The sequence below is a fragment of the Clostridium sp. OM05-6BH genome, from assembly GCF_003481635.1.
In the GTDB taxonomy this organism is placed as follows: Bacteria; Bacillota; Clostridia; order Lachnospirales; family Lachnospiraceae; genus Butyribacter.
The window spans coordinates 175,892-195,199 of sequence record NZ_QULH01000004.1; the positions used below are offsets into that span (position 1 = coordinate 175,892).

Annotated in this window: 19 protein-coding genes and 2 tRNA genes; 20 read left to right on the forward strand and 1 reads right to left on the reverse strand. The window is 41.8% G+C overall.

Annotation, left to right across the window (positions count from 1 at the left end; genetic code table 11):
- Positions 1 to 263: 263 nt before the first annotated feature.
- The 11 genes from DXB73_RS05995 to DXB73_RS06045 all read left to right on the forward strand — a co-directional run bounded on the left by DXB73_RS05995 (position 264) and on the right by DXB73_RS06045 (position 8,792).
- The gene (locus DXB73_RS05995; protein ID WP_118690437.1) at positions 264 to 2,372 is read left to right on the forward strand and encodes a glutamine synthetase III; all 2,109 of its coding nucleotides are present in this window, start codon (positions 264 to 266) and stop codon (positions 2,370 to 2,372) included.
- 186 nt (positions 2,373 to 2,558) lie between these two features.
- Positions 2,559 to 4,046: an AI-2E family transporter gene (locus DXB73_RS06000; RefSeq protein WP_182448248.1), complete on the forward strand. Its 1,488-nt coding sequence runs from the start codon at positions 2,559 to 2,561 to the stop codon at positions 4,044 to 4,046.
- A gap of 120 nt (positions 4,047 to 4,166) precedes the next feature.
- The gene (locus DXB73_RS06005) at positions 4,167 to 5,045 is read left to right on the forward strand and encodes a YicC/YloC family endoribonuclease (protein ID WP_118690439.1); all 879 of its coding nucleotides are present in this window, start codon (positions 4,167 to 4,169) and stop codon (positions 5,043 to 5,045) included.
- Between the two features lie 34 nt (positions 5,046 to 5,079).
- Complete coding sequence (locus DXB73_RS06010) at positions 5,080 to 5,340, forward strand: DUF370 domain-containing protein (protein WP_022025155.1); 261 nt, start codon at positions 5,080 to 5,082, stop codon at positions 5,338 to 5,340.
- Positions 5,333 to 5,953, forward strand: coding sequence for a guanylate kinase (gmk, locus tag DXB73_RS06015; RefSeq protein WP_118690440.1), 621 nt, complete (start codon positions 5,333 to 5,335; stop codon positions 5,951 to 5,953). Before DXB73_RS06010 ends, gmk begins: the two co-directional genes overlap by 8 nt.
- A gap of 111 nt (positions 5,954 to 6,064) precedes the next feature.
- Entirely contained in the window at positions 6,065 to 6,439 is a 375-nt protein-coding gene (locus DXB73_RS06020; protein ID WP_022025157.1) for a DNA-directed RNA polymerase subunit omega, read from the forward strand.
- Between the two features lie 32 nt (positions 6,440 to 6,471).
- On the forward strand, positions 6,472 to 7,173 hold the full coding sequence (gene lepB, locus DXB73_RS06025; protein ID WP_118690441.1) for a signal peptidase I: 702 nt from the start codon (positions 6,472 to 6,474) through the stop codon (positions 7,171 to 7,173).
- A 39-nt stretch (positions 7,174 to 7,212) separates the two neighbouring features.
- Positions 7,213 to 8,199 (forward strand): N-acetylmuramoyl-L-alanine amidase, encoded by a 987-nt coding sequence (locus DXB73_RS06030; RefSeq protein ID WP_243103998.1) that lies wholly within the window; start codon positions 7,213 to 7,215, stop codon positions 8,197 to 8,199.
- 20 nt (positions 8,200 to 8,219) lie between these two features.
- Positions 8,220 to 8,525, forward strand: coding sequence for a late competence development ComFB family protein (locus DXB73_RS06035; RefSeq protein ID WP_118690442.1), 306 nt, complete (start codon positions 8,220 to 8,222; stop codon positions 8,523 to 8,525).
- An 83-nt stretch (positions 8,526 to 8,608) separates the two neighbouring features.
- A tRNA-Glu gene (locus DXB73_RS06040) sits at positions 8,609 to 8,680 on the forward strand.
- 40 nt (positions 8,681 to 8,720) lie between these two features.
- Positions 8,721 to 8,792, forward strand: a tRNA-Glu gene (locus DXB73_RS06045).
- A gap of 112 nt (positions 8,793 to 8,904) precedes the next feature.
- On the opposite strand, the gene DXB73_RS06050 is transcribed toward DXB73_RS06045, so the two are convergent.
- Positions 8,905 to 10,500, reverse strand: a complete 1,596-nt coding sequence (locus DXB73_RS06050; RefSeq protein WP_118690443.1) for a peptide chain release factor 3 — start codon at positions 10,498 to 10,500, stop codon at positions 8,905 to 8,907.
- A 168-nt stretch (positions 10,501 to 10,668) separates the two neighbouring features.
- On the opposite strand from DXB73_RS06050, the gene DXB73_RS06055 reads away from it, so the two are divergent.
- The 9 genes from DXB73_RS06055 (at position 10,669) to DXB73_RS06095 (ending at position 19,206) form a co-directional block, all read left to right on the forward strand.
- Entirely contained in the window at positions 10,669 to 11,445 is a 777-nt protein-coding gene (locus DXB73_RS06055) for an N-acetylmuramoyl-L-alanine amidase (protein WP_118690444.1), read from the forward strand.
- 172 nt (positions 11,446 to 11,617) lie between these two features.
- A complete protein-coding gene (gene rimP / locus DXB73_RS06060; protein WP_118507057.1) occupies positions 11,618 to 12,115 on the forward strand; it encodes a ribosome maturation factor RimP in 498 nt (165 codons plus the stop codon).
- Positions 12,116 to 12,132: 17 nt separating this feature from the next.
- A complete protein-coding gene (nusA, locus tag DXB73_RS06065; RefSeq protein WP_118690445.1) occupies positions 12,133 to 13,197 on the forward strand; it encodes a transcription termination factor NusA in 1,065 nt (354 codons plus the stop codon).
- A 57-nt stretch (positions 13,198 to 13,254) separates the two neighbouring features.
- On the forward strand, positions 13,255 to 13,545 hold the full coding sequence (locus DXB73_RS06070; RefSeq protein ID WP_022025165.1) for a YlxR family protein: 291 nt from the start codon (positions 13,255 to 13,257) through the stop codon (positions 13,543 to 13,545).
- Positions 13,535 to 13,837: a ribosomal L7Ae/L30e/S12e/Gadd45 family protein gene (locus DXB73_RS06075; RefSeq protein ID WP_022025166.1), complete on the forward strand. Its 303-nt coding sequence runs from the start codon at positions 13,535 to 13,537 to the stop codon at positions 13,835 to 13,837. The genes DXB73_RS06070 and DXB73_RS06075 overlap by 11 nt, the downstream gene beginning before the upstream one ends.
- Positions 13,838 to 13,852: 15 nt before the next feature.
- Positions 13,853 to 16,756: a translation initiation factor IF-2 gene (infB, locus tag DXB73_RS06080; protein ID WP_118690446.1), complete on the forward strand. Its 2,904-nt coding sequence runs from the start codon at positions 13,853 to 13,855 to the stop codon at positions 16,754 to 16,756.
- Positions 16,757 to 16,844: 88 nt separating this feature from the next.
- Positions 16,845 to 17,216, forward strand: a complete 372-nt coding sequence (rbfA, locus tag DXB73_RS06085; RefSeq protein ID WP_022025168.1) for a 30S ribosome-binding factor RbfA — start codon at positions 16,845 to 16,847, stop codon at positions 17,214 to 17,216.
- Positions 17,217 to 17,312: 96 nt separating this feature from the next.
- On the forward strand, positions 17,313 to 18,227 hold the full coding sequence (gene truB / locus DXB73_RS06090) for a tRNA pseudouridine(55) synthase TruB (RefSeq protein ID WP_118690447.1): 915 nt from the start codon (positions 17,313 to 17,315) through the stop codon (positions 18,225 to 18,227).
- A gap of 79 nt (positions 18,228 to 18,306) precedes the next feature.
- Entirely contained in the window at positions 18,307 to 19,206 is a 900-nt protein-coding gene (locus tag DXB73_RS06095; protein WP_182448247.1) for a bifunctional riboflavin kinase/FAD synthetase, read from the forward strand.
- The last annotated feature ends 102 nt before the right edge of the window (positions 19,207 to 19,308 follow it).

The following is a 19,308-nucleotide window of genomic DNA, read 5'->3' on the forward strand; positions in this document are numbered from 1 at the left end:
GTGCGTCTTTTTTTTTGGAAATTGGCATTACACTTTAGAATCTTAAGAAAAGATGCTAAAATGGAGTGGTAATCTGTTGATTCAACGAAGTATATAAGGTTTGTGAGACATCATAGACGTGGCTTCGGTGTCAGTTCACGTTGACAGCAGGAAATGACAACAGCGATGGACAACAAGACGGACAGCATGGTGAGTGAGCAGACATCATAAAATATACAAACCTTATTGTAAACTACATATTAATATGAAAGGAAGGTAGTAACATGGAAAACAACGTACTTGAGCAGGTTTATGGGAAAAACGTGTTCAACGATGAAGTGATGCAGGCAAAGCTTCCAAAGGATGTGTATAAATCTTGGAAGAAGACGCTGGAGAATGGTGAGGATCTGGATGTAGACATCGCCAATGTCGTTGCACATGCAATGAAGGAATGGGCACTTGAACACGGTGCAACACATTACACACATTGGTTCCAGCCGATGACAGGCGTAACTGCTGAGAAACATGATTCTTTCCTTAGTCCGGCATCTAAGAGCAGACCGGTATTGGAATTCTCAGGTAAGGAGTTAATCAAAGGTGAGCCAGATGCATCTTCATTCCCATCCGGTGGTATTCGTGCAACATTTGAGGCTAGAGGATATACAGCCTGGGATTGTACTTCACCGGCATTCTTGAAAGAGGATGCAGCAGGAGTGACTTTATGCATTCCAACAGCGTTCTGTTCTTATACAGGTGAGGCACTTGATAAGAAAACTCCACTGCTTCGTTCTATGGAGGCAATCAGCAAGCAGGCAGTTCGTATTATGAAGCTGTTTGGTTATGACGATGTCAAAAAAGTATCTTGTTCCGTTGGACCAGAGCAGGAGTATTTTTTGGTCGATAGAGAAAAATATCTGCAGCGTAAGGATTTGATCTTTAGCGGACGTACTTTATTTGGAGCACCGGCACCGAAGGGACAGGAGTTAGATGACCACTATTTTGGTACGATTAAAGAGCGTATTGCTTCCTTTATGAAAGATTTGAATGAAGAGTTATGGAAACTCGGCATTCTTGCGAAGACACAGCATAATGAGGTGGCTCCGGCACAGCACGAGATGGCACCGATCTTCACTACTGCCAATATTTCGACAGACCATAACCAGTTAGTTATGGAAATTATGAAAAAGGTAGCGAAGAGACATGGTATGGAGTGTCTGCTGCATGAGAAACCGTTTGCAGGAGTAAATGGTTCCGGTAAGCATAACAACTGGTCTATCGTAACGGATACCGGTATCAACTTGTTGGATCCGGGCAAAAAACCTCATGAGAATACTAAGTTCCTTTTGTTCTTAGCCGCAGTTATTAAAGCAGTAGATGAGAACGCAGAATTGCTTCGTCTGTCTGCTTCTAATCCGGGCAATGATCATCGACTTGGTGCTAATGAGGCACCACCGGCTATTATTTCTATCTTCTTGGGAGAACAGCTTGAAGATATTATTGAACAGATCGTGCGTGGAGATCTTTCTTCTTCCATTCATGGTACTAAGCTGGATACAGGTGTTCATGTACTTCCGGTACTTCGTAAGGATGCGACAGACCGTAACCGTACATCACCATTTGCCTTCACCGGTAATAAATTTGAGTTCCGTATGTTAGGTTCTTCAATGTCAATTGCAGGTGTGAATTTCATCTTGAACACAATGGTTGCAGATGTACTTAATCAGTTTGCTGACGAATTGGAAAAGGCGGATGACTTCGATGTAGCAGTCAACGAATTGATCAAGAAAACCGTTACCGAGCATCAGAGAGTTATCTTTAACGGTGATGGATACTCAGATGAGTGGGTTGCTGAAGCAGAGAAACGTGGTCTTCCAAATGTAAAGTCTTTCGTAGAGGCAATTCCATATCTTGTTACTGATAAGACAATCTCTATGTTTGAGAGACAGGGCGTCATGACTAAGACAGAGCTTGAGTCTCGTGCAGAAATCAATTATGAGACTTATTCTAAGACGATCAATATTGAGGCAAAGACAATGATTGATATGGCTGGTAAGCAGTATATTCCGGCAGTTATCAGTTATGTAACAACTTTGGCTGATTCGATCAATAGCATCACAGCGGCTTGCGATAGTGCAGATGTTTCTGTTCAGAAAAATCTTTTGACGAAATGTTCTGCATTGCTTGCAAAAGCACAGAGTGCATTGGCTAACTTGGAAAATGTAGAGACTCTTGCAGCTGCTAAGAGTGAGGGACAGGAGCAGGCTATGTACTTCCGTGAGGTAGTATTCCCTGCAATGACAGAACTTCGTGCACCAATTGATGAGTTGGAAATGATTGTGGATGAAGAATTCTGGCCGGTACCTACATATGGCGAGTTATTGTTTGAAGTATAAGCGTGCTTTCATATTAATATTCCCAATTAATAAATGAAAAGTGGAGGAACCTGCGTAATGCAGGTTCTTCTGCTTTTAAATAGAATCTTCGGTTGCAAAACAAGACAAAACCAAGTATACTAAATAAGATATTGAAGGAAGTAGATGGAGAGTACACATATTCTCTCACTGGATAGGAGTGTTTTTGTGAAAGATGCAGAACAGGTAAAGCAAAGATTTTCCCTCAAAGAGGCCTTTTTGAATTGGATCGGTCTGTTTTTGGTATTAGTAGCAGTCGTGATCTTGTATTTTGTGATCAGAAATATGAGTTATTTTCTTAAAATTATAGCTGGATTTATAAAGATTTTAATGCCGGTTATTTATGGTGCAGTGATCGCTTATTTAGTGAATCCGTTATGTAAGCGTTTTTATCGGTTGCTTTGTCGTACCGGGAAAGATAAAGAGCTGTCTGACCGTACTAAAAAAATATTCTATAGTTTTAGTATTGTTTTGGGACTTGTCAGCGGTATTTTGATCATCGTTATTTTGGGATGGATGGTATTTCCGGAAGTATATAAAAGTATCCTGTCTATGGTTGATAATCTGCCGGAGCAGGTTAATCATTATTATACGGAATTGACCAAATGGCTGACGGACAATCCATATCTTGCCGGGCATATACAGAAGATGCTTTTGCAGGTGACAGATTACTTTGACGCAAAGATGAACAGCGAGTTGTATCCATGGCTTCAAAAGGAATTGCTTCCAAATGTGAACACATTTGCCGGTTATTTTGCAAGTGGAGTTATGAGTTTTGTCAGCGTTTTATATAATCTGTTTATTGGTCTGATCGTCGCTATTTATCTGCTTGGGAGCAAACGGGAGTTTTTGGGACAGGCCAAGAAGATCCTGTATAGTATGTTCCGTAAAGATCAGGCAGATGTGATCTCACATTATACGCAATTGGCAAATCAGATGTTTAGTGGGTTTATTGTTGGAAAGATTGTTGATTCGACAATTATCGGGGTGATCTGTTTCCTGTTTATGTCAATCTTTCAATTTCCATATGCATTGTTAGTCAGTCTGATCGTTGGCGTGACCAATGTTATACCGGTATTTGGTCCTTATATTGGTGCAGTACCAAGTGTTCTGCTGATCTTGATCGTAAATCCGGTACAGGCGATCTATTTTGCAATCTGGATCATTGTGTTGCAGCAATTAGATGGTAACGTTATTGGACCTGCAATTCTTGGAGAATCCACTGGCCTTAGTGCGTTTTGGGTGCTGTTTGCAATCCTTTTGTTTGGTGGCTTATGGGGTATTCTTGGAATGTTAGTCGGTGTGCCGTTGTTTGCTTTGATCTATCAGATTATTTCGGATATTGTCAATGCCAGACTGGAGCGGCGTAAGATGTCAACGATCACAGATCATTATATGGATCTGAAGGAGATCGTGACACAGGAAGATGGCATGGTTTACGTCAAGTATACAGAGGATGAGTTATCCGGCAAAGCAAAAAAGCAGGAGAGTGATTTTATGAAAAACCTGCGCCGTATATGGAATGAGAAGAGTGTCTCTGTATTAAAAAAGCAGAAGGGTGATTCTGACAAAACATCTACAGGTAAAGTTTTGGATGATAAAAAAACAGTAGATAAAACGGCAGCAAACGCATCGAAGGATGAGAATGATTCTTGACCAAATATAAGAAATATACTATAATTAAATGATTGTTGTGTTGCGAAATATGTTACAGTAGGATATTACTGCTGTAATGATCGCATGACATATAAGGTGTCTACAGAAATGGAGAGTAACATGATTAAGAGTATGACAGGATTTGGGCGGTATGAGACTGTTACAGATGAATACCGCATTGCAGTAGAGATCAAATCGGTCAATCATCGATATTGCGATCTGAATATTAAGCTGCCTAAGAAATTTAACGAGATAGAAAATACGCTTCGTATGATGATGAAAGAAATTGCTGAGCGTGGCAAGGTAGATGTATATGTAAGTTATGAGGATTACGCAGGCAAAGGAACGCATGTTCACTATCATCCGCAGATTGCCAAAGAGTATGTGAAGGTTGCGGCACAGGTAGCTGAAGAGTTTGAACTGCATAATTCCCTGTCTGCGCAAAGACTCCTTGGATTTGCAGATGTCATTAGCTTGGAAGAAGAGAGCAATGATCTGGAGTCGGTATTCCCAATAGTGACGCAGACTTTGCAAAAGGCAGGCGAACAGTTTATTGCATCGAGAGAGCGGGAAGGTGAACAGTTATATCAGGATATCAAAGGAAAGTTGGCGTATTTGCTCACATTAGTTGCTCAGGTTGAAGAGCGCTCACCACAGATGCTACAGGAACATCGACAGAAATTACTGGAGAAAGTACAGGAGCTGTTGGGTGATCGCAAGATCGATGAAGGGATTTTGGCAACGGAGCTCATCGTCTATGCGGATAAAGTATGTGTAGATGAGGAGACGGTAAGACTACGCAGTCATATTGATGCAATGAGTGAAACACTGGATATGCAGGAGGCTATTGGTCGAAAACTTGACTTTATTGCGCAGGAAATGAATCGTGAGGCAAATACGATTCTTTCTAAAGCGAATGATAAGGAGCTTTCCGGTATTGCAATCAACTTGAAGACCGAGATCGAGAAGATCCGTGAGCAGATTCAAAATATCGAGTGATATTGTGGGACATGGATAATAAAGAAGGATTTGTATGTTAATTAACATAGGTTTTGGAAATGTAGTAAATATGGACAAAGTCATCAGCATTGTCCGTGCTGATGCAGCACCTGTAAAAAGGATGGTTCAGGTTGCCAGGGATGGAGGAATGGCAGTAGATGCCACTTGTGGCCGTAAGACTAAGTGCGTGTTAGTCATGGATAGCGGTCATATTGTATTATCGGCGTTGCAGCCGGAGACAATTGAAAATCGTGTAACAGATAATCCGAGTGCAGGAGGAAAAGAAGATGACTAAAAAAGGAATACTTACTGTGATTTCTGGTTTTTCAGGTGCAGGTAAAGGTACCATTGTTCATGAATTAGTGGATCGTTATGGATATGCGGTATCCATTTCAGCAACGACGCGGGATCCGCGTGCCGGTGAGCAGGATGGGGTTCATTATTTTTTCAAAACAAAAGAAGAGTTTGAGCAGATGATCGCTGATGGTGCGTTGATCGAATATGCTTCTTATGTAGATAATTATTATGGAACACCCAAAGATTATGTTATGCAGAAACTGGAACAGGGAATTGATGTAATATTGGAGATAGAAATGCAGGGTGCATTGAAGGTAAAAGAACGTTTTCCGGAAGTGTCTCTGATCTTTATTACACCGCCTGATGCGAAAGTGCTGCGCGAACGTTTGGAGGGACGCGGTACAGAAACGCAGGATGTGATTGAAAAGCGGCTTGCCAGAGCAGCACAGGAATGCGCATATATGGATCAATATGATTATATTGTGATCAATGATGATCTTGATGTATGTGTAGAACAGATTCATGGCCTGATTCAGGCACTTCATTGGAAATGCGTAAATCAACAGGGACAAATTGCCAAGATGAAGGGTGAATTTGCAAATAAGGCATAATTTGTTATACTGTAAACGGAAGTATTATAAATGCTTCAATGGAAATGTTTGCAATCTCAATAGTGAGATTTCAATAGATATGATATGCAAGATAGAAAGGGGATTTTTATTATGTTACATCCATCTTACACAGATTTAATGCAGTTGGTAAATAGCGAGGTTGAAAGCGGAGAGGCTCCGGTTGTAAATAGCCGTTATTCTATTGTGTTAGCAACATCAAAACGAGCTCGTCAGTTGATTGATGGCGTTCCGGCAATGAGTCATCCGTCTTGTCCAAAGCCATTGTCTGTGGCCATTGATGAGTTGAATTCATCTAAGATTCATATTTTGAGCGAAGAAGAAGCTGCTGCTGCCAATGCACGCAGAGAAGCTAAAAAGAAAGAGGCAGAGGAAATGGATGAGATGGTCTTTTCTTTGGATGAAGAAGATGATGTAGAAGCGGAAGCAGCAGATACTGCAGATGAGATGTCCGCCGAAGAAGAATAATATAAAATACGGATGAGGGAAGTGAGGTTGTCATGAGCAAGGAAATTGATAGCGAAGAGGTATATGAGGATGATACTCCGGAATTGGAGCAGGCAGATGCCCTAGAGGACTATGATGCTGTAGAGGATGAAAAACAGGCTGCAAAAAATACAGAGGAATCTGATAAAGATACAGAGGATGCACAGGATGAAGTCTCCAAAAAGAAAAAGATTCGTGGCATTATAGCTGAATTGTGTTTATATGCGGCGATCATTATAGTTTGTGGTGTGTTTGTTCCAAGATATGTTATTCAGCGAACGATTGTTGATGGTAAGTCGATGATGAATACGCTCAAAGATGGAGAAAATTTATTAGCAGAAAAGGTTTCTTATCGTTTCGGAGAACCTAAAAGATTTGATGTTATTGTATTTTATCCGTATGGCAGAGACAATGATGCTTATTATATTAAACGAGTGATCGGTTTACCCGGAGAGACGGTACAGATTAAAGGATCCACAATATATATTGATGGCAAACCATTAAAGGAGAATTACGGCAAAGATCCAATTGATTATGCAGGAATAGCAGAGAAGCCGATCAAGCTTGGTGATGATGAATACTTTGTGCTTGGTGATAATCGTGAGATCAGTCGGGACAGCCGTTATGAAGAGGTGGGTAAAGTCAAACGAAAAAATATCGAAGGACGTGCAGTTTTGCGTATATATCCATTCGATAAGTTTGGTACATTTCGATAATACAAGTTTAGATCGTTCAAACAGAAGGGATGAGAGATTATGAAAAGAAGGATTAAGGCGTTAGCTGTAATTATGGCGGCTGTTTTGATGGTTTCCGGTGCGGGCAGTACGCTATATGAGAATGGTGTGAAAGCCGATGCAAAGGATACACTGAAATGGAATAGTGCGATAACAAAAGTAAAGGTTAAGAAACGTGTCGCACTTACTGTGAATGTAGAGGCGTCCAAGGTTCAGTGGTCTGTCGCAGGCAAAAATGCTGCAACAGCAGATCTTGCTTCGGCTAATGCTTATGCATCTGTTGATCACAATGGAGTCGTGACAGGCAAAAAGATTGGTAACGCAACTATCGTGGCAGTTTATCAAGGTCAGAAGATCAAACGAAAACTTCATATTGCCGGTAAAAAGAAAATTGCATTAGATGCCGGACATCAGTCCCGTGGTGATTCTCGTAAAGAACCGGTAGGACCTGGTTCTTCTGTAAGAAAAGCACGCGTTGCAGGTGGTGCAACCGGTGTTGCAAGCAGAGTTCCGGAGTATAAATTTACATTGTCTGTAGCCAAACGTCTTCAAAAAGAATTGAAGAAACGCGGCTATGAGGTATATATGGTTCGTACCAAAAATAATGTAAATATCAGTAACAAAAAACGAGCAATGCTTGCTAATAAGAGTGGTGCAGATATTTATATTCGTATACATGGGGACAGTAGTGGTTCCAGAGGAGTAAAAGGTGCCAGCATTTTTTATCCATCGGCTAGAAACCCTTATGTATCAAGGTTGAGTCGATCTTCCAAGCGTTTATCTAAGAAATTATTAAATGCTTATTGCAAAAAGACGGGTATCAAGAAAAGAGGTTGTAGTGGAAGAGATGATCTAACGGGAACCAATTGGAGCAAAATTCCAGTTACTTTAATTGAGTGTGGATTTTTAAGTAATCCGTCTGAGGATCGAAAACTGCAGAATAAAAGTTTCCAAAAGAAAATGGCAGTCGGAATGGCAAATGGCGTTGATGCGTATTTTGGATACTAAAGATTGGGGGCAGTAATTCGATGCAAACGTTAAAAAATCTTATGGAAGACACTGTGTTGGAAAAAATTGACAGCTTATGGCCACAGACAAATTATTGTATGTGCGATCGGTGCAGATTGGATATAGCTTGTTATTCTTTGAACCATCTGCCAACGCGGTATGTGACAACCAATGCAGGAGCGGTGTTACATAAATTTGATTCCTTGACCACGCAGTCGGATGCGGAGATTACAGCATGTGTATACCGTGCGATTCAAATGGTCGGAGAATGCCCAAATCATGAGGTTTTTGAGAGTTCGAATACTGATTCTGATCAAAAAAATTAAAAAAATAAAAAAAATGCTTGCATTTTGTTGGAATATGTTGTATAGTATTTTTTGTTGGCGCGTCAATGAGATGCGCACAATGAGGTCTGTTGGTCAAGCGGCTAAGACGTCGCCCTCTCACGGCGAAAACAGGGGTTCGATTCCCCTACAGACTGCTCGCTGTGTTTACACAGTAGACAATTTAATAATTAAGATGGTCTGTTGGTCAAGCGGCTAAGACGTCGCCCTCTCACGGCGAAAACAGGGGTTCGATTCCCCTACAGACTGCTATGTTTTTTGTAAAACAGCTCAACCCGTTAAAAGAACCTGTAAGAATACAGGTTCTTTTAATTTGCTATAAACTTTTTTGAAAGGGATTTTGCGTTCTTCGGCAATTGTATTAGTTTTTCTTGAATTCTAATAACTCTAAGCCCTCATTATCTTCTAATACCATGCGGATCATCCAGTCGTTGACAAAGAGCAAGAGAGGATTTCCTTTCATATCTTTAACTGCTTTGACGTTATTCATTCGTTTTAATTTTGTTACATCGGTAGTTGGATCTCCAACCCAGCGAATAAATCCGTAAGGAAGTGATTCTAAGCGGATTTCACAGCCATATTCATTTTCTAATCGATATTTCAGTACATCAAATTGCAATACACCGACAACACCGACAATGATCTCCGACATTCCGGCGGTGTATTCCTGAAAGATCTGAATAGCACCTTCCTGTGCAATCTGTGTGATTCCTTTGACAAACTGTTTACGTTTCATCGAATTAAGCTGGATAACACGTGCAAAATGTTCAGGAGCAAAGGTCGGTATCCCTTCATACTCAAATTTGCTGCCAGGCATTGTGATCGTATCACCAATAGAAAACAGTCCTGGATCAAAGACACCGATCACATCACCGGCATAGGCTTCGCTGATAACCTGGCGATCTTGAGCCATGATCTGCTGTGGCTGTGATAAACGCAGCTTACGACCGCTCTGTACGTGATATACTTCCTTGTCTGCCTGAAACTTACCGGAGCAGATACGGAGGAAAGCAATACGGTCACGGTGTGCTTTATTCATGTTGGCCTGAATCTTAAATACAAAGGCTGAAAAATCATTGGTCAGTGGATCGATTTCGCCTTCGTTAGACATTCTAGGCAGTGGAGAAGTTGTCATTTCCAAAAAGTATTTCAAAAAGGTTTCAACTCCAAAGGTAGTCAGTGCAGATCCAAAAAATACCGGTGATAATTCACCTTTTTGAACCTGTTCCAGATCCAATGGATCACTCGCACCGTCTAACAGTTCGATCTCGTCGATCAGTTGATCGTAGAGTTCTTCGGTTGCCAGCTCTTTGAGTGCGGGATCGTTGATGTCATAATCTGTCTCTGCAGCCGATTTTGCACCACCGGTAGATACCGATTCAAAAGTGCGGACGGTTTTGGCACGGCGGTCATAAATGCCCTTAAAACGTTTTCCAGATCCAATTGGCCAGTTTACCGGACAGGTGCGGATGCCGAGTACGGACTCGATATCATCCAGCAATTCGAAGGAATCCCTCGCCTCTCGGTCCATTTTATTGATAAACGTAAAGATTGGAATATGGCGCATAACGCAAACCTTAAACAATTTGATCGTCTGAGCTTCGACACCTTTGGAAGCATCAATGACCATGACTGCGGAATCTGCAGCCATTAAGGTACGATACGTATCCTCTGAGAAGTCCTGATGTCCCGGTGTATCCAGGATGTTGATGCAAAAATCATCATACTTAAATTGCAATACCGAAGAGGTAACAGAAATACCACGTTCTTTTTCGATTTCCATCCAGTCTGACACTGCATATTTGGAATTTGCTTTTCCTTTGACAGAGCCGGCTGTATTGATCGCACCACCGTAAAGCAGAAACTTTTCAGTCAATGTGGTTTTACCGGCATCCGGGTGGGAAATGATCGCAAATGTTCTTCTTTTTTTGATTTCGTTTGTTATTTCTTCCGACATATGATTCGTCTCCATTTCCATGATTTGTTCACGGCATTGATAAAACAATGCGTGACCATCTTTTTATTATACGGGAAAAGGGGCGGGGTTTCAACCGAGAAGTTCTAAATGAAATACAGGCGGCATACAATAGCGTAAGTCATGCGTGAAAATAATGGAGGAAAGTAGATGGCTACAGTAATGTTAGATGCCGGTCATGGGGGATATGACAGCGGAGCTGTTTATGGAGATCGATACGAAAAAAACGATACACTAAGTCTTGTGCTGGCAGTTGGAACGATATTAGAAAATAATGGTGTCGATGTGTTATACACACGTACTACAGATGTTTATCAGAGTCCAAATGAAAAAGCGGGGATTGCGAATCGCAGTGATGCGGATTACTTTATTTCCATTCATCGTAATTCCAGCCCGGATCCAAACACATATTCCGGAGTAGAAACGTTGGTCTATCGGGACAGCGGAATACCGGCAGTATTTGCGCAAAACATCAACAACGAGCTGGCAAGGATCGGATTTGCAAATCTAGGGACAGAAGAAAGACCAAATCTAGCTGTCCTTCGGGGGACTAGGATGCCGGCCGCATTAGTAGAGGTGGGATTTATTAATACCGATCAGGATAATCAGATCTTTGATCTAAAATTTCCGGAAATGGCGCAGGCGATAGCAAATGGTATTATGCAGACTGTGCAGGGAGCAGATGTGACGGCGAACGAAGCGGTCGTGTACCGTATCGAAATGGGAATGTTTCGACATAAGAAAAATGCAGAGACATTAGCTGCGAATCTACAGGAAGATGGCATATCCTGCTATATTGAACCACAGGGAAGTTATTTTATTGTCTGCCATGGTGCTTTTGCGGATAAGGAAAGAGCCAGGGAAATGGAAGAAAAGCTTTTTTTGGCTGGATATGAGACTAGAATCACCTGTGTGGGAGAACAATAATTGGTCAAAATACGAAAAAAAGGCATGAAATGCCCGAAATATGCGAAAAAACAGCGAAAAACTCTTGCTTTTTTGACGGCAGAGTGTTAGAATATGCTTTGTAATAGATGTTAATGAAGAGTGGACTGCGAAAAAGTCCACTCTTTCATTTTGAAGAAAAGAGGTTATGTTTTTGACAAGAAGGGAAGAATATGAAGCTAAGGCAGAGCAGATGCTTACTCCTTTAATGGAAGAACATGGATTTGAATTAGTGGATGTAGAGTATGTCAAGGAAGCCGGAAATTGGTATCTGCGTGCTTACGTAGACAAAGAGGGTGGAATTACTCTGGACGATTGTGAACTCGTCAACCGCGCCTGGAGTGATATGATGGATGCGGATGATTTCATTGAGGATGCCTACATTTTGGAGGTTAGCTCCCCAGGGTTGGGAAGACAGCTCAAGAAGGAAAAGGACTTCAAGAGAAGCATTGGAGAAGATATTGACTTACATTTTTACAAAGGGCAGAAAATACCCGGAGGGAAAAATGGCAAGGAAGTCACTGTGAAGGATCTGACGGGAACGCTTTTAGCGTTTACGACGGATACGATAACGATACAGACGGATTTCGCACCGGAATATGTGGTGAACCGGTCCGAAGTTTCCAAAGTAAACTTAACGATTGATTTTTAGATTTGGAGGAAAGAGCAATGGCTGCAAGAAAAACAAAGAGTACAAAGGCAGATCGCACAGAGCTTATTGAAGCATTAAATGCGATCGAGAAGGAGAAACAGATCAGCAAAGATATCATTTTGGAAGCGATTGAAAACTCCTTATTGGCTGCGTGCAAAAATCAGTTTGGTAAATCAGAAAATATACGTGTCAACATCGACAGAGAGACTGGCGAAGTAAAAGTGTTTGCCGACTATGAAGTGGTAGAAGACGACATGATAGAAGACGATGCACTTCAGATTGGAATTACTGAAGCAAAACTGCGTTTTCGTGATGATGTTGGGGTTGGTGAGAAAGTCAGCACCGAGGTAACACCAAAGAATTTTGGTCGTATTGCCGCACAGAAAGCAAAACAGGTTGTAGTGCAGAAGATCCGTGAGGAAGAGCGCAAAGTGTTGTATGTACAGTATTTGGAAAAAGAACGTGAAGTGATCACAGGTATTGTCCAGCGTTACAGTGGCAAAAATGTCTGCATTAATCTTGGCAGAGTTGATGCCATCTTAATGGAGAGTGAGCAGGTTCGCGGTGAGCATTTCCGACCAACAGAACATATTAAGCTGTATGTCGTAGAAGTTAAGGATACACCAAAGGGACCACGAATTACTGTTTCACGTTCCCATCCGGAATTTGTAAAGAGACTGTTCGAGGAAGAAGTTACAGAGATACAGGACGGTATCGTTACGATTGAGAGCATTGCACGTGAGGCCGGATCTCGTACAAAGATTGCCGTAAGCACAGTTGATCCTAATGTAGATGCGGTAGGTGCTTGTGTAGGTATGAACGGAAGTCGTGTTAATGCAATCGTAAATGAGCTTCGAGGCGAGAAGATTGATATAGTAAATTGGAGCGATATGCCGGAGATATTTATTGAAAATGCACTTAGTCCGGCGATGGTTATGGATGTCAGCATTGATGAGTATGAAAAGACAGCACGAGTGATCGTACCTGAAAATCAGCTTTCACTGGCAATTGGTAAAGAGGGACAGAATGCCCGTCTTGCAGCGAAATTGACCGGATACAAGATTGATATTAAGTGCGAATAAGATTAACAAGTAATTGCAGGTGAAAACGAAACTATTCGTGAAGGGAGATGTCGGTATTTGGCAGTAACAAAAGGTGTTCGCCCTAAAAAAGTCCCAATGCGTCAATGTATGGGATGTGGCGAAAAGAAAGAGAAAAAGGACTTGATACGCATTATTCGGACTCCGGATGAAGAGATTGTATTAGATGTTACCGGTAAGAAAAATGGAAGAGGTGCCTATCTTTGTGATTCGATCTCTTGTCTTTCAAAGGCGAGAAAGAAAAAAGCAATTGACCGGGCATTGAATATGACAATTCCAGAAGACGTGTATCAACAACTTGAAAAGGAGATGATGAATCATGCAGATTGATCCGGCCCTTCGTATGTTGGGTCTGGCAGCAAAAGCCGGAAAAGTTGCCAGCGGTGAGTTTATGACAGAAAACTCCGTAAAAACGGGGATGGCTGCATTGGTTATCGTCGCGACAGATGCATCCGACAACACGAAGAAGAAGTTTCGCAACATGTGTGAGTTTTATGAAGTCCCAATGTATGAGTTTGGCATCAAAGATGTATTAGGACATTCGATCGGAAAAGAATTTCGAGCATCTTTGGCAGTTAATGATGAGGGATTAGCACAAGCAATTATGAAGAAAATGGACTAGGAGGCATGTAAGTATATGGCTAAAATGAAGATATATGAATTCGCAAGAAGTTTACAGGAAAGATATCCGGATATTAAGGGAAAAGATTTGGTGAAGCTTTTGCAGGAAAATAATTTTGATGTAAAGGCACCACAGAGCAGCATTGAAGATGCAGCGATCGCTTTTTTGCTGAAGCACTTTAATGGCAAACCGGAACCTAAGAAAGAAGAGGAGCCGGCGTATACTGTTCCTGTGAAGCGTGAATCTAATGTGAAGAAGAATCAGGAAAAGAAAAAGGCACAGGAAGAAGAGAAAAAAGTAGAAGAAACAAAGAAGGAAGAAACTACGAAGAAAGAAACTACGAAGAAAGAGGAATCAGTGACTGTTTCTGAGAAAGATAAAGTAGAGAAAAAGCCGGAAGAGTCTGTAAAGAAGACTGAGGAAACGAAACCTGTTGCTGCGGCAGAAACCAAGGAAGATAACAGTGCACAAACAAAAGAGCCTGTTAAAACAGAGGACAAAGCATTAAAAGCACAGGATCAGGAACGTAAAAACGGACAGAATAATAATCATGGAAATGATCGCAAAGATGACAGACGCGGAAATGATCGTAGAGATAATAACCGTAAAGATGGACAGAATCGTGGCGGCGATCGTAGAGATGGCAACCGTGGTGGTGATCGTAGAGATGGTGGATTCCGCGGAAATGACCGAAGAGATAATAACCGTAGAGATGGTCAGAACGGTAACCGTGGAAATAACCGTAGAGATGGTGGATTCCGCGGAAATGACCGAAGAGATAATAACCGCAGAGATGGTCAGAATGGTAATCGCGGAAATGACCGTAGAGATGGTGGTTTCCGTGGAAACGATCGTAGAGACAACAATAATCGTAGAGATGGTCAGAATAATAATCGTGGTAGCAACAATCGCAATGGTTTTGGTGGCGGACGCAGTGCACAGCCAATGGACACAATGAAGTCAGAGGTAAAGCAGTCCCGTCAGCAGCGTGCCAATAAAGATTCCAGAAGTGCAAAACAGCGCTATGGTAAGGAAAGAAATCGTGACGATTATGAAGACGATATGTTCCAGAACAAAAATGCACGCAAGAAGAAAGATCCAAACCGTAAGGGTGCATTTATCAAGCCGGAGCCGGTTGTAAAGCCTGCTGAGCCGGAAGATGGAATCAGAACGATCACACTGCCGGAGAAGATGACTGTCAAAGAGTTAGCAGACATTATTAAGATTCCACCGGCTACATTGATCAAAGCACAGTTTATGAAGGGTAATGTCGTTACGATGAATCATGAGCTGTCTTATGAAGAGGCAGAGGAGATTGCATTAGAGTATAACTGTATCGCTGAGATGGAAGAGAAGGTCGATCTTGTTGCAGAGCTTCTCAAAGAGGATGAAGAAGATGAATCCTTAATGGTGAAACGTCCTCCGGTTGTCTGTGTAATGGGTCATGTCGATCATGGTAAAACGTCTCTGTTGGATGCAATTCGCGAGACACATGTTACTTCGCGCGAGGCAGGTGGAATTACACAGCATATCGGTGCATATGTTACTGAGTTAAATGGCGAGAAGATCACATTCTTAGATACACCTGGTCATGAGGCATTTACTTCCATGCGTATGCGTGGTGCACAGTCTACCGATATTGCAATTCTCGTAGTCGCAGCAGATGATGGTGTTATGCCACAGACTGTGGAGGCAATCAGTCATGCGAAAGCAGCAGGCGTGGAGATCATTGTTGCAGTGAATAAGATTGATAAACCAAGTGCTAATGTAGAGCGTGTTAAACAGGAATTGGTAGAATATGAATTAGTTGCAGAAGACTGGGGTGGAGATACTATTTTTGTTCCTGTATCTGCACATACTAAGGAAGGTATCGATCAGCTTTTAGAAATGATCCTTCTTACTGCAGAAGTGAATGAATACAAAGCCAATCCAAATCGTAAAGCACGTGGTGTTGTTATTGAGGCACAGCTTGATAAAGGAAGAGGACCTGTTGCAACCGTATTGGTACAGAAAGGTACACTCCATGTAGGTGATAACATTGCGATCGGTGCTGCTTACGGTAAGATCCGTGCTATGATGGATGACAAGGGTCAGCGCGTAAAAGAGGCAACACCATCTACACCGGTAGAGATTCTTGGCCTGCATGCCGTACCGGATGCAGGAGAGATCTTTATGGCAACCGAGAATGATAAAGAAGCAAGAAATATTGCCGAGACTTATATTAATCAGAGCCGTGAAAAACTGTTAGATGATACGAAGTCTAAACTTACTTTGGATGGTCTGTTCTCACAGATCCAGGCAGGTAATATCAAAGAATTAAATATCATTGTTAAGGCGGATGTACAGGGTTCTGTAGAAGCAGTAAAACAGAGTTTGGTTAAGCTTAGCAACGATGAGGTTGCCGTACGTATCATTCATGGTGGTGTTGGTGCGATCAACGAGTCTGATGTATCGCTTGCAAGTGCATCGAATGCGATCATCATCGGTTTCAATGTAAGACCGGATAATACTGCAAAAGAAATTGCAGATCGTGAGAAAGTTGATCTTCGTCTGTATAAAGTTATTTACAATGCGATTGAAGATGTAGAGGCTGCCATGAAGGGTATGCTCGATCCGGAATACGAAGAGAGAGTAACCGGTCACGCAGAAGTTCGTCAGACGTTCAAGGCATCCGGTGTTGGTATCATCGCCGGTTCCTATGTACTGGATGGTAAGATTGTTCGCGACTGCAAGGTTCGTATTACCCGTGAGGGCGAGCAGATCTTCGACGGTAAACTGGCATCTTTGAAGAGATTTAAGGATGATGTAAAAGAAGTAGCTGCCGGTTATGAATGTGGTCTGGTATTTGAAGACTTTAACGGTATTCAGGTAGAAGATCAGATTGAAGCCTACATCATGGTAGAAGTTCCTCGTACTTGATCGTAACCATTCAGCAAATGCAAACTGTCTTGTAATGTGACACCGGCTGGTTTCTTCATTACAAGCAGTTGGAAGTATGGAGGTAAACATGAAAAAAAACAGTATAAAATATTCGAGAATAAATGGAGAGGTACAGCGAGAACTTAGCCGTATCATTTCCCGAGAGATCAAAGATCCACGGATTCATCCGATGACATCAGTTGTGTCTGTGGAAGTTACACCGGATCTTAAATTTGCCAAAGTGTATGTCAGCGTTTTGGGTGATGAGATGGATCGTGAAAATACACGAGAGGGACTTGCAAGTGCTTCCTCACATATTCGATCTCAATTGGCAAAATCCTTGAACCTGCGCAATACACCGGAACTTCACTTTGTCATTGACGATTCGATTGAGTATGGTGTAAATATGTCGAAGCGTATTGATGAGTTGACACATCATACATCAGAAACAGAAGAATAACATATGCGTTTCCAATACGCATAAATGGAATGGGCTGGTAGTGAGTGCAAGGGGCATTTCTACCAGCCTTACGTCTGTGGGAAGGAGTTACAAACAATGGCAGAAGAAGTCAACGGAATTATAAATGTATATAAGGAAGCCGGGTATACTTCGCATGACGTAGTTGCTAAGCTGCGTGGCATTTTACATCAAAAAAAGATCGGCCATACAGGAACATTGGATCCGGCGGCGACGGGAGTCCTTCCGGTATGCTGTGGCAAGGCGACCAAGGTGTGTGAACTGCTTACCGATAAAGAAAAAAGTTATCGGGCAGTATGTAAACTTGGAGTTATAACAGACACGCAGGATACGACAGGAACAGTTTTACAAACAAAGGATATATCCGGTGTAACACAGGATGAGTTGTCTGATACGATACAATCCTTTGTGGGCGATATCATGCAGATTCCACCAATGTATTCGGCGATCAAAGTAGGTGGCAGGAAGTTATACGAACTGGCACGCGAGGGCAAGGAAATTGAGCGGAAACCAAGACCGGTCACAATTTATGCAATTGATATCAAGGACATAGATTTGGAAAATGGCAGCTTTACGATGGATGTTACCTGCTCAAAAGGAACCTATATCCGTACATTATGCCATGATATTGGCGAAAAGCTTGGTGTAGGCGCAGCAATGGATCAGTTACTTCGAACAAAGGTGTCGATATTTGAGGTTGATCAGGCGCTTACTTTAGCACAGATCGAGGAGCGAATTCAACAAGAAGATCGCAGTTTTGTATTGCCGGTAGACCAGCTGTTTACACAGTATCCAAAAATGCAGGTGGCAGATGAAGAGGCTGCTAAAATGCTTCGCAATGGGAATCCGATCACGATTGGCAAATTGAAGTCATTCAATGAAGTAAAAAAATATCAGAATAAGAGTCGCGTACTTGTATATAATGAAAATGGCGAATTTCGTGCTATATATGAACTACGTGGTAACTATTATCGTGTTGTAAAGATGTTTTAGAAAATATACTTATAAGATATTTGTTATGGCGTAGGGCATTATACAGCAAAAATATATACAGGCAGGAATGAGGTCGAGTATGGAGATACTTAGAGGAGTTACATTTCATCAAAAAAAGAGTGCCGTATCTCTTGGTAAATTTGATGGAATTCATTTAGGACATCAATTGTTGATGAATGAGATTATAAAGCAAGAAGATCTGGTCCCAACAGTATTTACGTTTGAAGGGATGAAGACCGAGCCGGAAAGTTTGCTCTATTCGGAAGCGGAAAAACAATATTTGTTAGAGCAGATGGGGATTGAGCGGGAAATTTTATTTCCGTTTAATGACCAGACGAAAATAATGTCACCGGAAAGTTTCATACAAAATATGTTATGGGATTCTTTGGACGCAAGGTTGATCTGTGTGGGGGAAGACTATCGGTTTGGCTGTAAACGTGCGGGTGATGTAGCAATGCTTGAGAGAGCTTGTAAAAAACATGGATGTGCACTGCGGGTATTTCCAAAGCGGAAGGATGAACAGGGTGTGATCAGCAGCACCAGAATACGCGAATTGATCCGTTTAGGGCAAATGCAAGAAGCGTCAAAACTGCTCGGTAGAAATTTTTTCTATTTGGGTACGGTAAAACATGGACAAGCGCTGGGGCGGACAATTCAGATGCCAACGATCAATATATTACCTCCACCGGAAAAGGTGCTTCCTCCATTAGGTGTGTATACTTCTGTCGTTACCGTTGATGGAAGACGTTTTGGTGCCGTTTCTAATCTTGGTAAAAAACCAACGGTTGGAGGCAAAGCGATCAGTTTGGAAAGCTTTTTATTTGATTTCGATCAAAATATTTATGGAAAAACAGTGCGTGTCGATTTATTAGAATTTCAACGTGCAGAGCAGAAATTCGATTCCATTGAGGCATTGCGTGAGCAGATGGAACACGATAAAAAGACCGCGCAGACCAATCTGAAGGGTGCCCGGTTATAACTATGGGCAGAGAGTGGGCTGGTCATAGTATTGCAACATAAAACAGCTGCATCGGATATTGTGAAGAGTTTGTGAAAAAATTGTAATTTGTGGGATATATTG

What these genes read in the sequence shown, in the direction of transcription:
- DXB73_RS05995 (WP_118690437.1), top strand. Translation starts at nt 264, where the DNA reads ATGGAAAACAACGTACTTGAGCAGGTTTATGGGAAAAACGTGTTCAAC.
- DXB73_RS06005 (WP_118690439.1), top strand. Translation starts at nt 4,167, where the DNA reads ATGATTAAGAGTATGACAGGATTTGGGCGGTATGAGACTGTTACAGAT.
- DXB73_RS06010 (WP_022025155.1), top strand. Translation starts at nt 5,080, where the DNA reads ATGTTAATTAACATAGGTTTTGGAAATGTAGTAAATATGGACAAAGTC.
- gmk (WP_118690440.1), top strand. Translation starts at nt 5,333, where the DNA reads ATGACTAAAAAAGGAATACTTACTGTGATTTCTGGTTTTTCAGGTGCA.
- DXB73_RS06020 (WP_022025157.1), top strand. Translation starts at nt 6,065, where the DNA reads ATGTTACATCCATCTTACACAGATTTAATGCAGTTGGTAAATAGCGAG.
- lepB (WP_118690441.1), top strand. Translation starts at nt 6,472, where the DNA reads ATGAGCAAGGAAATTGATAGCGAAGAGGTATATGAGGATGATACTCCG.
- DXB73_RS06030 (WP_243103998.1), top strand. Translation starts at nt 7,213, where the DNA reads ATGAAAAGAAGGATTAAGGCGTTAGCTGTAATTATGGCGGCTGTTTTG.
- DXB73_RS06035 (WP_118690442.1), top strand. Translation starts at nt 8,220, where the DNA reads ATGCAAACGTTAAAAAATCTTATGGAAGACACTGTGTTGGAAAAAATT.
- DXB73_RS06050 (WP_118690443.1), bottom strand. Translation starts at nt 10,500, where the DNA reads ATGTCGGAAGAAATAACAAACGAAATCAAAAAAAGAAGAACATTTGCG.
- DXB73_RS06055 (WP_118690444.1), top strand. Translation starts at nt 10,669, where the DNA reads ATGGCTACAGTAATGTTAGATGCCGGTCATGGGGGATATGACAGCGGA.
- nusA (WP_118690445.1), top strand. Translation starts at nt 12,133, where the DNA reads ATGGCTGCAAGAAAAACAAAGAGTACAAAGGCAGATCGCACAGAGCTT.
- DXB73_RS06075 (WP_022025166.1), top strand. Translation starts at nt 13,535, where the DNA reads ATGCAGATTGATCCGGCCCTTCGTATGTTGGGTCTGGCAGCAAAAGCC.
- infB (WP_118690446.1), top strand. Translation starts at nt 13,853, where the DNA reads ATGGCTAAAATGAAGATATATGAATTCGCAAGAAGTTTACAGGAAAGA.
- rbfA (WP_022025168.1), top strand. Translation starts at nt 16,845, where the DNA reads ATGAAAAAAAACAGTATAAAATATTCGAGAATAAATGGAGAGGTACAG.
- truB (WP_118690447.1), top strand. Translation starts at nt 17,313, where the DNA reads ATGGCAGAAGAAGTCAACGGAATTATAAATGTATATAAGGAAGCCGGG.
- DXB73_RS06095 (WP_182448247.1), top strand. Translation starts at nt 18,307, where the DNA reads ATGGAGATACTTAGAGGAGTTACATTTCATCAAAAAAAGAGTGCCGTA.